This window comes from Pararobbsia alpina (assembly GCF_902859895.1).
In the GTDB taxonomy this organism is placed as follows: Bacteria; Pseudomonadota; Gammaproteobacteria; order Burkholderiales; family Burkholderiaceae; genus Pararobbsia; species Pararobbsia alpina.
In genome coordinates, this window is sequence record NZ_CADIKM010000007.1 from 212,377 (window position 1) to 226,272 (window position 13,896).

12 protein-coding genes are annotated in these 13,896 nt (G+C 63.2%); 9 read left to right on the forward strand and 3 right to left on the reverse strand.

Annotated elements, in window-relative coordinates:
* Positions 1–3: 3 nt before the first annotated feature.
* Both cueR and HV670_RS10760 read left to right on the forward strand, forming a co-directional pair.
* Positions 4–399 carry a Cu(I)-responsive transcriptional regulator gene (gene cueR / locus HV670_RS10755; protein ID WP_175104769.1) on the forward strand — a complete coding sequence of 132 codons (396 nt, stop codon included), beginning with the start codon at positions 4–6 and terminating at the stop codon, positions 397–399.
* A gap of 176 nt (positions 400–575) precedes the next feature.
* Complete coding sequence (locus tag HV670_RS10760) at positions 576–725, forward strand: DUF3563 family protein (RefSeq protein ID WP_175104770.1); 150 nt, start codon at positions 576–578, stop codon at positions 723–725.
* A 325-nt stretch (positions 726–1,050) separates the two neighbouring features.
* Here the strand turns inward: HV670_RS10760 and HV670_RS10765 are convergent, their stop codons facing one another.
* Positions 1,051–1,755 (reverse strand): TetR/AcrR family transcriptional regulator, encoded by a 705-nt coding sequence (locus tag HV670_RS10765; protein WP_175104771.1) that lies wholly within the window; start codon positions 1,753–1,755, stop codon positions 1,051–1,053.
* 522 nt (positions 1,756–2,277) lie between these two features.
* Between HV670_RS10765 and HV670_RS10770 the strand changes: the two genes are divergently transcribed.
* The 6 genes from HV670_RS10770 (at position 2,278) to HV670_RS10795 (ending at position 10,703) form a co-directional block, all read left to right on the forward strand.
* A complete protein-coding gene (locus tag HV670_RS10770; RefSeq protein ID WP_175104772.1) occupies positions 2,278–3,540 on the forward strand; it encodes a Zn-dependent hydrolase in 1,263 nt (420 codons plus the stop codon).
* A gap of 206 nt (positions 3,541–3,746) precedes the next feature.
* Positions 3,747–5,120, forward strand: a complete 1,374-nt coding sequence (locus tag HV670_RS10775; RefSeq protein WP_175104773.1) for an NAD(P)-dependent oxidoreductase — start codon at positions 3,747–3,749, stop codon at positions 5,118–5,120.
* Between the two features lie 111 nt (positions 5,121–5,231).
* Positions 5,232–6,518 (forward strand): NAD-dependent dihydropyrimidine dehydrogenase subunit PreA, encoded by a 1,287-nt coding sequence (gene preA / locus HV670_RS10780; RefSeq protein WP_175104774.1) that lies wholly within the window; start codon positions 5,232–5,234, stop codon positions 6,516–6,518.
* A 206-nt stretch (positions 6,519–6,724) separates the two neighbouring features.
* Positions 6,725–8,224, forward strand: coding sequence for an NCS1 family nucleobase:cation symporter-1 (locus tag HV670_RS10785; protein WP_175104775.1), 1,500 nt, complete (start codon positions 6,725–6,727; stop codon positions 8,222–8,224).
* Between the two features lie 61 nt (positions 8,225–8,285).
* The gene (gene hydA, locus HV670_RS10790; RefSeq protein WP_175104776.1) at positions 8,286–9,752 is read left to right on the forward strand and encodes a dihydropyrimidinase; all 1,467 of its coding nucleotides are present in this window, start codon (positions 8,286–8,288) and stop codon (positions 9,750–9,752) included.
* A gap of 30 nt (positions 9,753–9,782) precedes the next feature.
* Complete coding sequence (locus tag HV670_RS10795) at positions 9,783–10,703, forward strand: hypothetical protein (RefSeq protein WP_175104777.1); 921 nt, start codon at positions 9,783–9,785, stop codon at positions 10,701–10,703.
* Positions 10,704–10,725: 22 nt separating this feature from the next.
* Here the strand turns inward: HV670_RS10795 and HV670_RS10800 are convergent, their stop codons facing one another.
* The gene (locus HV670_RS10800; RefSeq protein WP_175104778.1) at positions 10,726–11,571 is read right to left on the reverse strand and encodes a 23S rRNA (adenine(2030)-N(6))-methyltransferase RlmJ; all 846 of its coding nucleotides are present in this window, start codon (positions 11,569–11,571) and stop codon (positions 10,726–10,728) included.
* A 211-nt stretch (positions 11,572–11,782) separates the two neighbouring features.
* Entirely contained in the window at positions 11,783–12,754 is a 972-nt protein-coding gene (locus HV670_RS10805; protein WP_175104779.1) for a potassium channel beta subunit family protein, read from the reverse strand.
* A 286-nt stretch (positions 12,755–13,040) separates the two neighbouring features.
* Between HV670_RS10805 and HV670_RS10810 the strand changes: the two genes are divergently transcribed.
* Positions 13,041–13,826 (forward strand): 3-hydroxybutyrate dehydrogenase, encoded by a 786-nt coding sequence (locus tag HV670_RS10810; RefSeq protein WP_175104780.1) that lies wholly within the window; start codon positions 13,041–13,043, stop codon positions 13,824–13,826.
* The last annotated feature ends 70 nt before the right edge of the window (positions 13,827–13,896 follow it).

The window sequence follows — 13,896 nt, forward strand, 5'->3', positions numbered from 1 at the left end:
GCAATGAATATTGGTGAAGCAGCAAAGGAAGTCGGCATCAGCGCCAAGATGATCCGGTACTACGAGAGCATCGGCCTGGTGATGCCGAGTGCACGCAGCGACAGCGGCTATCGGATCTATCGGGATATGGATCTTCATCACCTGCGCTTTATCCGACAGGCGCGGAGGCTCGGCTTTTCGGTCGAGGACGTGCGTCGGCTGCTCACGCTCTGGCAGGATCACGGTCGTGCGAGCGCGGAGGTCAAGTCGATCGCGCTCGATCACGTCGAAGATCTGAATCGCCGCATCGCGGAGATGCAATCGATGCGCGATGCGCTGGCGCACCTCGCCTCACATTGCCACGGCGATCATCGGCCGGATTGCCCGATTCTCGACGGCCTCGCGGCGAATGAACCCTGAGCCGGAGTCTGTCCGCGCGTTTGCCCGAAGCCATCATTCCAGTCAGCTATGGAACGCATTCTGCGAATTCATCACGTGCTTCACCAATTTGTCTATACTTCGGCTTAACGGTCCTAGGGAAATCCCTTAAGGGAAACCTCTCAAATACGTTACTGACCGCTAACCGGAGAAAGACCATGTTTGCACCGTTCCTCGTCTTGCTGAATGCCTGGTTCGAAAAAGCCGAGCGCAAGCGCCGTGAAGCGCTGCTCGCATCGTCGGAAGATATCTACGAACTTGAAGAACGTATCCGCACGTACGACAAGAACGGCTGGAACTCGCGCTAAGCGACGAGACCCGCTGAGGCCCTGAGCGCCGCGCCCGTCCCGGGCTGGCGTGGCCGGAAAGCGGGTGTTCCTGTTTCTACCGTGCGTCGACGTGAAGTTTGCGTGTGGAGGCGTTCGCCACTGAGATCTCCTTCGATATCCCGTTGACCGGTGCTTTATCCTAAAAATGCCCTCGCCTTGGCGCGCGGGCATTTCCATTTTGAGTGGCGCCTGAGCGAGCGCGCTCCTCAGCCATTCTCAACGCCCGCCAGTCCGCGCGTTCAAATCCAGCCCCGCGCAGCCTCGCCGGGCCCAGACCACAGCAGCAGTCTCGATCACGCCCCGGTCACGCCCGAGGCGGTGTGCGTGCCCCACATGCGCGAATGATCATTTCCACCACCTGGTCGGTCGTCTCGGCGAATGCCTGCTGGCTCAGCTTGCGCGAACCCGACAGGGCCCTGATCTGCGCCTCGAAATCGGCGTAATGCTGGGTGGTCGCCCAGATCATGAACAGGAGTGCCTGTGGATCGACGGGCGCGAGCAGCCCCTGCGCGATCCACCCGTTGATGACGACGACGCGCGTATCCATCCACGGCTTGACCCGTTCGACCAGGATGTCGCGCATATGCGTCGCACCATGGGTGATCTCGTTCGCCCAGACCTTCGACCCGAGCGGGCGCCGGCGCGACAGTGCCATCTTGGTTCGCACATAGCCGCCGATCGCGGCGACCGGGTCGTCGCTCGCGTCGAAGGTATTGGCGGCCTTGTGCCAGTCTTCGAACAGATCCTCGAGCACGCGGCGGTATAGCGTGAGCTTGGTCGGAAAGTAGTAATGGAGGTTGGCCTTCGGCAGGCCCGCACGTTCGGCGATCAGCGCAGTGCTTGCGCCGTCGAATCCCTTTTCGGCAAATACGGACTCCGCGCTCGCGAGCAGGTGAGCTTCGTTGCTTTCGCGAATCTGCGCCTTGCGGCGGCGCGTCGGTCGCGCATCGGTTGTGTCGTTGAGTTCGACGGCCGGGGGGGCGACCGTCTGGGTATCTTCATCGCGCATGGAGTGTGAGGCTCGACGTTACGGGTCTCTCGGTCGGCACGCACGTCGCATCGGCGCGCGGCGCATGGCATTGCATTGCAGCGACCGCTACAGAGGCATTGTAGACGGTTGTTCCGATCCATTCTGCCCACCGCGCGGCGTTCCAGCGCCGCACTTTCCTGGCTCGGGGTATACGAGAAAAAACCTCGCGTTGGCATGGTTCTCGCATTGATCGGGATCAAAAATCAGTTCGATATCCCTTTGAAATGACTCTAAAAATCAGCTACAACCTGTCCAGGCGGACAGGATTTAAGACAAGTCGGGAAGTTGCGTTGGAAAGGTCGTTTGCCGATTGACGAAGACATGCACCGGCCACGTGCGCATGCGCATGTTGCGAGGGCGGCAGACTCGCGAAACACGCCATTTCAGTGCGGTCGCACAAGGCACAGGATCGAGCAGATGCAATCCGGCGGAGCGTAGCCCCTGGAACCCGCAAGTCGGCGCTCGATGCCGATACGGCACCCTACCCACAAGGAGATGCGGATGAACACCGTAAGCGACACAGAGTTGACGAGCTCGATCCGGGTCAATGGCGACCGTCTGTGGAAGAGCCTGATGGACATGGCCAAGATCGGTGCGACGCCCAAGGGCGGGGTTTGCCGCCTCGCTCTGACCGACCTCGACAAAGAGGGCCGCGATCTGATCGTGAGCTGGGCGCGGCAGGCCGGTTGCACGATCAGCATCGACAAGATGGGCAATGTGTTCATGCGCCGCAAGGGTCGCAACGATGTGCTGCCGCCCGTGGTGACAGGCTCGCATGCGGATTCGCAGCCCACCGGCGGACGTTTCGACGGCATCTACGGTGTGCTCGGCGGCCTCGAGGTGATCCGCACACTCAACGACCTCGGCATCGAGACCGAACATCCGATCGAGACCGTGATCTGGACCAATGAAGAAGGCTCGCGCTTTGCCCCGGCCATGGTCGCCTCGGGTGTGTTTGCAGGGGTGTTCACGCTCGAGTACGGTTTGTCGCGCAAGGATGTCGACGGCAAGACCATGGGCGAGGAGCTCGAACGCATCGGTTACGCGGGAGACCTGCAAGTCGGCGGGCGGCCGATTCATGCCGCGTTCGAGCTCCATATCGAACAGGGGCCGATCCTCGAAGCCGAGGAGAAGACCATCGGCGTCGTCACCGATGCCCAGGGCCAACGTTGGTACGAGATCGTGCTCACGGGCCAGGAGTCCCATGCGGGACCCACGCCGATGACGCGGCGCCGCGATGCCTTGCTCGGTGCCGCGCGGATCGTCGATCTCGTCAACAGCATCGGCCTCGCGCATGCGCCCTATGCGTGCGCGACGGTCGGCATGGTGCAGGTCTATCCGAACTCGCGCAATGTGATTCCGGGCCGCGTTTTCTTCACTGTCGACTTTCGTCATCCGGACGACGCCGTCCTCAAGCAGATGGATGCCGAACTGCGCGAAGGTGCGGCAAGGATCGTCGCCGCCGCGAAGCTCGACATGGCGATCGAGCAGATCTTCTATTACGCGCCCGTCGCCTTCGACAAGGCCTGTGTGAATTCGGTGCGGGCCGCGGCCGAGCGCTTCGGTTATTCGCATCGCGACATCGTGTCGGGCGCGGGCCACGACGCCTGCTACCTCTCGCAGGTCGCACCGACGTCGATGGTGTTCGTGCCCTGCGTCGACGGGATCAGTCACAACGAAGTCGAGGATGCGACACCCGAATGGATCGAGGCGGGCGCCAACGTGCTGCTCCACGCGATCGTCGAACGGGCGTCCGAGGCGTAGGCAGGCTCATCGGGCCGGGAATGGGCTGAGAAACGGTTGCTTGCGCACGGGGACTTGAGTGCGTAAGCGGCCGGGTAACAGACGGCGAGACGGCGAGTCTGCCGGACCGCGAGACTGCGTGGCCTCGAGCGCACGCAGGGCAGGCATAACAACGGCGCGGATTCGAACCGCGCGAAGTCGTGTTCTTCACCCCACAGAGGAAGACTATGCGATTCAAGGAAACCGGCGATATCGCCGCCGGCCGTCTATCGGCCGAGCAACTGGGCCTCCAGTTCGCCGATGTCGCGCCGCCGCTTTCGCGTGACGAGGCGCTGGTCGAGGCCAACCGCTGCTACTTCTGCTACGACGCGCCATGCATCACGGCATGTCCGACCGGCATCGACATCCCCGCCTTTATCCGCAAGATTCAGACCGACAATCTCAAGGGCGCAGCGAAGGAGATTCTTTCCGCCAATCCGCTCGGCGGAATGTGCGCGCGCGTCTGCCCGACCGAGATCCTTTGCGAAGGCTCGTGCGTACGCAACGCGCAGGAGAGCAAGCCCGTGCAGATCGGCGCGCTTCAGCGTCATGCAACGGACTGGATCTACGAGAGCGACGTAGCGCTGTTCAAACGTGCGCCCGAAACGGGACGACGCATCGCGGTGGTGGGGGCTGGCCCGGCGGGGCTCGCCTGTGCGCACAAGCTTGCGCTCCTGGGCCATCGCGTGACGATCTACGATGCGCGCGCCAAGGGCGGAGGCCTCAACGAATACGGGATTGCCGCCTATAAGACCGTCGACGATTTCGCGCAACGTGAGATCGATTGGCTGTTGTCGGTCGGTGGCATCGATCTGAAGTGCGGTGTGTCGCTCGGCACCGATGTGTCGCTCGCGCAGCTTCGCAAGGACTACGACGCGGTGTTCCTGTCGATCGGACTGTCGGGCGTCAACGCGCTCGGTGTCGAAGGCGACGAACTCCCCGGGGTGCAGTCGGCCGTCGATTTCATCGAGACACTGCGCCAGGCCAGCGATCTCACGGCACTGCCGGTCGGACGCCGTGTCGTCGTGATCGGTGGCGGCAATACGGCGGTCGATGCGGCGGTCCAGTCACGCAAGCTCGGTGCGCAAAGCGTGACGATGGTCTACCGCCGCGGCGTCGAATCGATGAGCGCGACGTGGGCTGAGCGCGAATTCGCGCAGAAGAGCGGCGTCACCCTGATCGAGCATGCACGGCCCGTGCGGATCCTGGCGGTCGACGGCATCGTCACCGGCGTGCTGTTCGAGCAGACCGTCACCGAGGAGGGGCGTCTCAAGGGCACGGGCGACACCTTCGAGGTGGCAGCCGATACCATCTTCAAGGCGATCGGCCAGACGCTCGTGTCCTTCGGTACGGGATTCGAATTGCTTGCCACGGTCGGCGGCAAGATCGAGGTCGATGCGCAGGGTGCGACCTCCGTTGCCGGTGTCTGGGCGGGCGGCGACTGCGCGCAGACTGGTATCGACCTGACCGTGCAGGCGGTCGAGGATGGCAAGCGCGCGGCGCAGTCGATCGATCGAGCGCTCACCGCTTCGATTGCGGGTTCGATCACACAAGCGGCCTGATCCCCGGACAGCCGGGTTCATGCAGAGCGCCGGGGCGCCGCACCGTCTCGGCCACACAACGATTCATGCGATTCACGCTCGTCGCGCGCGAACAGCCGCAAAGGAATGACGATGGCAGACCTGACTTGCAAGATAGCCGGCATCACTTCTCCCAATCCGTTCTGGCTGGCGTCCGCGCCGCCGACCGACAAGGCCTATAACGTGAACCGCGCGTTCGAGGCGGGCTGGGGCGGGGTGGTCTGGAAAACGCTCGGGCTCGACCCGCACGTGGTCAACGTGAGTTCGCGCTATGGCGCGACCCAATGGAACGGCCAGCGTATGGCGGGCTTCAACAATATCGAACTGATCACCGATCGGCCGCTCGCGATCAATCTCGAGGAGATCCGCCAGATCAAGCGCGACTGGCCCGACCGCGCGATGATCGTTTCGCTGATGGTGCCGTGCAATGAAAGCGACTGGAAGCAGATCCTGCCGATGGTCGAGGACACCGGCGCGGACGCGGTCGAACTCAATTTCGGCTGCCCGCACGGCATGTCGGAACGCGGCATGGGGTCGGCGGTCGGCCAGGTGCCCGAGTACATCGAGATGGTCACGCGCTGGGTCAAGGAAGGCAGCCGGCTGCCGTGCCTCGTGAAGCTCACGCCGAACATCACCGACATCCGCCTCGGCTCGCGCGCGGCCTTTCGTGGCGGGGCCGATGGCGTCTCGCTGATCAACACGATCAACTCCATCGTGACGGTCGATCTCGACCTCATGGCGCCGACCCCGGTGGTCGACGGCAAGGGCGCGCACGGTGGCTACTGCGGCCCGGCGGTCAAGCCCATTGCACTGCATATGGTCGCCGAGATCGCGCGCGATGCGCAGACCCCGGGGCTGCCGATTTCGGGTATCGGCGGCATCGGTTCATGGCGCGATGCCGCGGAATTCATCGCACTCGGCTCGGGCAGCGTGCAGGTCTGCACCGCGGCCATGCATTACGGCTTCCGGATCGTCGAGGACATGGCCGACGGCCTGTCGAACTGGATGGACTCGAAAGGCTATGCGGATCTCGATGCATTTCGCGGCCGCGCCGTAGCGAACACCACCGATTGGCAATATCTGAATCTTAAGTACGATATCAAGGCACGCATCGATCAGGACCGCTGCATCCAGTGCGGTCTCTGCCATATCGCGTGCGAAGACACCTCGCATCAGGCGATCACGAAGTCGAAAGACGGTCGGCGCTATTTTGAAGTGGTTGACGCGGATTGTGTCGGGTGCAATCTATGCATGCTTGTCTGCCCGGTCGACCAGTGCATCACGATGGAACGGGTCGACGACGGTGGCTATACCAACTGGACCGTTCATCCAAACAATCCGGCGCGGGTGCCGGCCTCGGACGACGTGAAGATGGCTTAGCGGCGGGATTGACCGGCAGGGCTTGCCAGCATAGGTACCGGCACACAGGGACGTTTCGCCGAAGGGAAGCACTCGTTAAGAGAACTACCGGCTGAACCGCGGTACGCCGGCAGGGTCGTGACATACGAAGGGTAATACTCAGAAGGGCAACGCCGTATCCAAAGCAATAACACTTGTCCTCACCCAACACTTGACGGAGCACACTCATGACTCAATACGATGGGCAGTCGGCCGGTCTGGCGACGACCAGTGATCTGTACAACGAGGACCTGGCGCCGACCGGGACCGCGCAGCGCACCTGGCGCTGGTATCACTTCGCGGCCCTCTGGGTCGGGATGGTGATGTGCATTCCCTCCTACATGCTCGCCGCGGGGCTGACCGAGCAGGGCATGTCGCCGTGGCAGGCCGTCGGCACCGTGCTGCTCGGCAATGCGATCGTACTGGTGCCCATGCTGCTGATCGGGCATGCGGGCGCGAAGCACGGCATCCCCTACGCGGTGCTCGTGCGCAGCTCGTTCGGCACGCAAGGCGCCAAGCTGCCCGCATTGATGCGCGCGATCGTCGCGTGCGGCTGGTACGGCATCCAGACCTGGCTCGGCGGCAGTGCGATCTACGTGCTCGCCAACATCCTGTTCGGCAATGCGCTGCAAGGCTCGCCGCTGCCGGTGATCGGCATCTCGATCGGCCAGCTCGTGTGCTTCCTGCTCTTCTGGGCGATCCAGCTCTATTTCATCGTGCACGGCACCGACTCGATCCGCCGGCTCGAAAGCTGGTCAGCGCCGGTGAAAGTCATCATGTGTATCGCACTGGTCTGGTGGGCGTGCGCGCAGGCCGGCGGCCTCGGCACCATGCTGTCGATGCCCTCGCAGTTTGCCGAAGGCGGCAAGAAGGCCGGCCAGTTCTGGCTGACGTTCTGGCCGAGCCTGACGGCGATGGTGGGTTTCTGGGCGACACTTGCCCTGAACATTCCGGACTTCACGCGCTTTGCGAAGTCGCAGCGCGACCAGGTCGTTGGCCAGTCGATCGGCCTGCCGATCCCGATGGCCCTGCTGTCGATCGTTTCCGTGATCGTGACCTCGGCCACCGTCGTGATCTACGGCAAGGCGATCTGGGATCCGGTCGACCTGACGAGCCGCATGACCGGCGTGGGTGTCGGCATCGCGCTCGTGATCCTGACGCTCGATACGATGTGCTGCAACCTCGCCGCGAACCTCGTGGGCCCGGCCTACGACTTCTCGAGCCTCTGGCCCAAGGGCATCTCGTACAAGACGGGTGGCCTGATCACCGCGTTCATCGCGATCGTCATGATGCCGTGGAAGATCCTTGCGTCGACCCAGGGCTACATCTTCACCTGGCTCGTCGGATATTCGGCCCTGCTGGGACCGATCGCCGGGATCATGGTCGTCGACTACTTCCTGATCCGCAAGACCGAGCTCAGCCATCGCGAGCTGTTCGACGACAACGGCATCTATTCCTATGAGAAGGGCTGGAACCTCGCGGCCGTGATCGCGCTCGTGCTCGGCGTGCTGCCGAACGTGCCGGGCTTCCTGAACACCGCCTTCCCGGATTCGTTCCCGGGTGTCGGCGATACGTTCAAGAGCATCTATACCTATGCGTGGTTCGTTGGCCTGCTCATCGCCGCCGTCGTCTACGGTGTGCTGATGAGGATGCGCAAGAGCCCAAGCCCGAGTGTGGCGAGCGCTTGATTGAAGGAAGGCCGGCGCACGCGGGCGCGTCGCCGGCCGGATAGGCACTAGGAGACAGAGCATGGCATTGCTGATTCGAGGGGGCACGGTCGTCGACGCGAACCAGACATATCGCGCCGACGTGTTATGCGACGACGGCCTGATCGTCGCCATCGGAGAAGGCCTGGAGGCACCCGCGGGTGCCGAGGTCGTCGACGCCGGCGGACAGTATGTGATGCCCGGCGGGATCGATCCGCACACGCATATGGAATTGCCCTTCATGGGCACGACCGCGAGCGAGGACTTCTTCACGGGCACTGCCGCAGGTCTGGCGGGCGGCACCACCAGCATCATCGACTTCGTGATCCCGAATCCGAAGCAGCCGCTGATGGAGGCGTTCCACAACTGGCGCGGCTGGGCGAAAAAAGCCGCGGCCGACTACGGGTTCCACGTTGCAGTGACCTGGTGGGACGACTCTGTCTACCGCGACATGGGCACGCTGGTCCATGAGCACGGCGTGTCGAGCTTCAAGCATTTCATGGCGTACAAGAACGCCATCATGGCGGACGACGAAGTTCTAGTGAACAGCTTCTCGCGTGCGCTTGAACTCGGCGCGCTGCCGACCGTGCATGCCGAGAATGGGGAGCTCGTGTTTCAGCTTCAGCGCAAGCTGATCGCCAAGGGCATGACGGGGCCGGAGTTCCATCCGCTGTCACGGCCGCCCGAGGTCGAAGGCGAGGCCGCGAACCGGGCGATCCGGATCGCCCAGGTGCTCGGCGTGCCGGTCTATGTGGTTCACGTGTCGGCCAAGGATGCGCTCGACGAAATCGCGCGTGCGCGCAATGAAGGGCAGCGGGTGTTCGGCGAAGTGCTTGCCGGGCATCTCGTGCTTGACGATTCGGTCTATCGCGACAAGGACTGGGAGCGCGCGGCCGCTCATGTGATGAGCCCGCCGTTCCGGTCCAAGGAACATCAGGAAGCCCTGTGGCGCGGTCTCGCCGCAGGCCATCTGCAGACCACCGCCACCGACCATTGCTGCTTCTGCGCCTCGCAAAAGGCGATGGGCCGCGACGATTTTACGAAGATCCCGAACGGGACCGGCGGTGTCGAAGACCGCATGGGGGTGATCTGGCATCACGGTGTGAATACCGGCCGTCTTACGCCGAACGAGTTCGTCAAGATCACCTCGACCAATGCCGCGCAGATCTTCAATCTGTATCCGCGCAAGGGCGCTGTCGCGGTCGGCTCGGATGCAGACCTCGTCGTCTGGGATCCGAAGGGCACGCGGACGATCTCGGTGAAGACCCATCATCAGAACGTCGATGCCAATATCTTCGAAGGGATGAAAGTGCAGGGGCTCGCCGCGCACACGATCTCGCAGGGCAGGCTTGTCTGGACCGGCGGCGATCTGCGCGCCGAACGCGGAGCGGGACGTTACCTCAAGCGGCCGCCGAATCCGGCATACTTCGAGGCAAGCCGGCTGCTTAATCAGTCGAAGGAGCCGGTCGCAGTCGAACGCCCGCGAGCGAACGTGGCGACGGCCGCTTAGCCAATAAAGACTGGTTGCGGGGCAGTAGACATGGATATGCGTCCGATCCGACGGGGTGTGCGGGTAGCGGCGGGATGGGGTTGCGTGGCGGTGGGGCTGGGAGGAGGGGCCGGGGGCGGCGCGGGGCTGTCTGCTGGCTCGACGGTCGCCCTGAATGCCGGCTTGACCGTGTTGTTCACTGCGGCCACTTCGCAGCTCGTGTGGGCGGCCGATGACGATCGCGCCCCCGTCGTGCTCGACAGTACCGGGAATGTGTCGGGCACGCCGTCGGCGGTTGTCTACGACAGTGAGAACGGGGTGAGCGGTGGAGCGCCGGCGACGATCTACGAAACCGCACCGTTCAAGGATGATCAGGTCTCGGGGCCGAAAGGCAGGCGCGATACCGTCATCGGGCTCAAGCCGCCGAAGCACCGGGCGCCGGGCCAACCGGCGCAACCGGCCGTTCCTGCGACTCCCGCTACGCCCGGGGAGCCGGCCGGCGCGTATTCTGGCTACGATCAACAACTTCCCTTCGTGCCCTATGTGAATGTGACGCCGGGACGATCAGGGTATTCAGGGCATGGCGGGAGCGCCGGCCATTCGGGCAACTGGGGTCATGCCAATGGCCCCGGCGGTTTCCACGGCTCGGGCAACGCGGGCAATGTGGGCAGACCGGGCAATCAAGGGAACTTTGGCAACTCGGGCGGTCAGGGCCACTCGAGCAATTCCGGCAATTCCGGCAATTCCGGCAATTCCGGCAATTCGGTTGGTTCGGGCGGTTCGAATAGTTCAGGTAGTTCCGGCAATGCGCGGCGCACTGGCCAGCCCGCGAATCAGCGACAGCGCCCCGGACAAGAGCAGGGCGGCCCTATTTTGCAACAATCTCCCGCCTCGCGCGTCCCGGCTTCATCGGGCCTGTCTGGTTCACAGCCCGCGTTTTGGGGCTCACCGTCGGCAGGGCCCTCGACTTGAGCCGACTTTGGCTTGGGCCGGATCAGGACAGCCTGGACTCGATTTCGAAGTTCGCGCTGTCATCCATGCCGAGCACGTCGACCAGATAGGGCATGGTTTCCTTGAGCATGGCCACCAGCCTGAACGGCGGGTTCACGATGAACATGCCGCTGCCATGCAAGCCATAGCCGTCGGCTGACGGTGCGTTGACGCTCAGCGTCACGTGGAGCCAGTCGTTCGGTTGCACCTTCTTCAACTGCTCCGGAAACCGCCTTGCCTCCGGGCGCTGGACCTGCGGATACCAGACCGCATACGTGCCGGTCGCGAAGCGCTTGAGCGATGCCTCGAGCATGTCGATCGTGCGCGCATAGTCGCGCTTGTCTTCGTACGACGGGTCGATCAGCACGAATGCGCGGCGGGGCGGAGGCGGGAGCAGGGCCTTGATCCCTTCGAAGCCGTCGCCCGCATAGAGCATCGCGCGGCGTCCCGCATCGCGGAAATTGTCGCGCAGGATGTCGATCTCGGTCGGGTGCAGTTCGAACAGGCGCAAGCGATCCTGTTCACGTAACTGCCGCCACGCGAGATAGGGCGAGCCCGGGTAATAGCGCAACTTGCCGTCGGGGTTCATATGGCGGACTTCGTCGAGCAGGTCCACGACGGCCGGCGGCGCGTCCTTGCGGCCCCAGAGCGCGCCGATACCCGAAGCGAATTCCGCGTTCTTGGTCGCCTGGGCCGAATCGAGCGCATAGGCGCCCGCGCCCGCGTGCGTGTCGATGTACCAGAACGGCTTGTCTTTCTGCGCCATGTACCGGAGCGCCTGAACCACTGTCAGATGCTTGAGGATATCGGCGTGGTTGCCGGCGTGGAAGGCGTGGCGGTAGCTCAGCATGGCGACAGATAGCGGCGGGGGAAAGGTCGCTATTGTAGTCGGGGTGGTGAAAGGCGGGCGGGCGCCGTTCGGCGAGGCCCCCAAAACACACTGGGGCAGTCCTTGCGGATCTGCCCCAGTGCTCATGCCTGACTACGATTCGATGCACTCGCGTCGCACTTGTATCGCGCCTGCTTTACGCTTGCTCGTGCTCGCTTGTGCTTGTTCGCACTTACGCGTAGTTGTCGCCGACGAGGTCCTCGATCTGCTTCTTGATCTCGGGCGTGATGCGCTTGGCGAGATCGGCGGCCTTGAGGTTCTCGTGCAGCTGTTCGATACGCGACGAACCCGTGATCACCGTGCTGACATTCGGATTGGTCAGCACCCAGGCCAGCGCGAGCTGTCCGACCGTTGCGCCGAGTTCCTTCGCGACGCCCTCGAGCTTGCCGACGATTTCATTCTTCTTCGCGTCGAGCACTTCCTTTTGCAGCCAGTCATACCCTTCGAGCTGCGCACGGCTGCCCGCGGGAATGCCGTTGCGGTACTTGCCGGTCAGCAGACCCGAGGCGAGCGGGCTCCACGTCGTCAGACCGAGGCCGTAGTCTTCGTAAAGGCGCGCGTATTCGTTCTCGACCCGGCGGCGATGGAACAGGTTGTACTGCGGCTGCTCCATGACCGGCTTGTGCAGATGATGCCGCTCGGCGATTTCGTAGGCCGCGCGCAGTTCATCGGCGCTCCATTCGGAGGTGCCCCAGTACAGCGCTTTGCCGCGCGCGACCATGTCGTGCATCGCCCACACCGTTTCCTCGATCGGCGTGTTCGGATCGGGACGATGGCAGAACACGAGGTCGAGGTAGTCGAGCTGGAAGCGCTTGAGCGAACCGTCGATTGCATCGAGCAGGTATTTGCGGTTCAGCGTGTGATAACGGTTCGGGCGATTTTCGAGGCCCCAGAAAAACTTGGTCGAGACGACATAGTTCGCACGGGGCCACGCCAGTTCCTTGAGCGCACGGCCCATGATCGTCTCCGACTCGCCCGCCGCATAGGCTTCGGCGTTGTCGAAGAAGTTGATGCCTGCGTCGAACGCGGCCGCAAGCGATTCGCGCGCCGCATGCTGGTCGACTTGCGAGCCGTAGGTCACCCACGAACCGATCGAGAGCTCGCTGACCTGCAGGCCGGATCGGCCAAGACGTCGGTATTCCATTGATGTCATCCTTCTGATGGGTGGGGGGAAGTTCAATCAAGTGGCACGCCGCGGCGGGCAGACTCCATGCACGCACACGGCAGCGTGGAAGCTTAAACCTGTTCGCCCCTGAGCCGGTTCAACCCTGCGGGCAGTGGGGGCATATGCGTGGCTGTCGTGTTCTTTCCTGGCCATCCTGCTGACTGGTGGGCACCGCAACAATCGTGGTTCAATGCCAGTCATCCATCGCTAGTCGGTTTGCAGTGGCGAGCCATCAGTTCATCAGTTTATTAACGGAGGATCATTCATGTCGCAACTGGACGGAAAGACAGCTGTCGTGACCGGAGCCGCAAGCGGCATCGGCAAGGAAATCGCCCTCGTGCTTGCCAAGGCCGGCGCCGCAGTCGTCATTGCCGACCTGAATCTCGACGGGGCAAACGCCGTCGCCGAGCAGATCAAGGTCTCCGGTGGAAAGGCGATCGGCGTCACTATGGATGTGACCGATGAGGACGAGGTCAATGCCGGCATCGAGAAGGCGGCCGCCGAGTTCGGTTCGGTCGATATTCTCATTGCGAATGCGGGGATCCAGATCGTCAACCCGATCGAGAACTACGCATACTCGGACTGGAAGAAGATCCTCGCGGTCCACCTCGACGGCGCGTTCCTGACGACCAAGGCTGCACTCAAGCATATGTACAAGGACGATCGCGGCGGCATCGTGATCTATATGGGTTCGGCGCATTCGCATGAGGCGTCGGCGCTCAAGTCGGCCTATGTGACCGCCAAGCATGGCTTGCTCGGCCTCGCACGCACGCTGGCCAAGGAGGGGGCGAAACACAATGTGCGCTCGCATGTGATCTGTCCGGGTTTCGTGCGTACGCCGCTCGTCAACAAGCAGATTCCTGAACAGGCGAAAGAGCTCGGCATCACCGAAGACGAGGTCATCAAGAAGGTGATGCTCGGCAACACGGTCGATGGCGTGTTCACGACGGTCGACGATGTCGCCCAGACCGCGCTGTTTCTCTCGACCTTCCCGAGCGCCGCGCTGACGGGGCAGTCGTTCATGGTGAGTCACGGCTGGTTCATGCAGTAGGTCGGCAGCAGGGCGTCGGTCACGTCCTGGAGCAGGGGAGTGACAGGTCTCGGCTTGGCGCTGCCTCCGT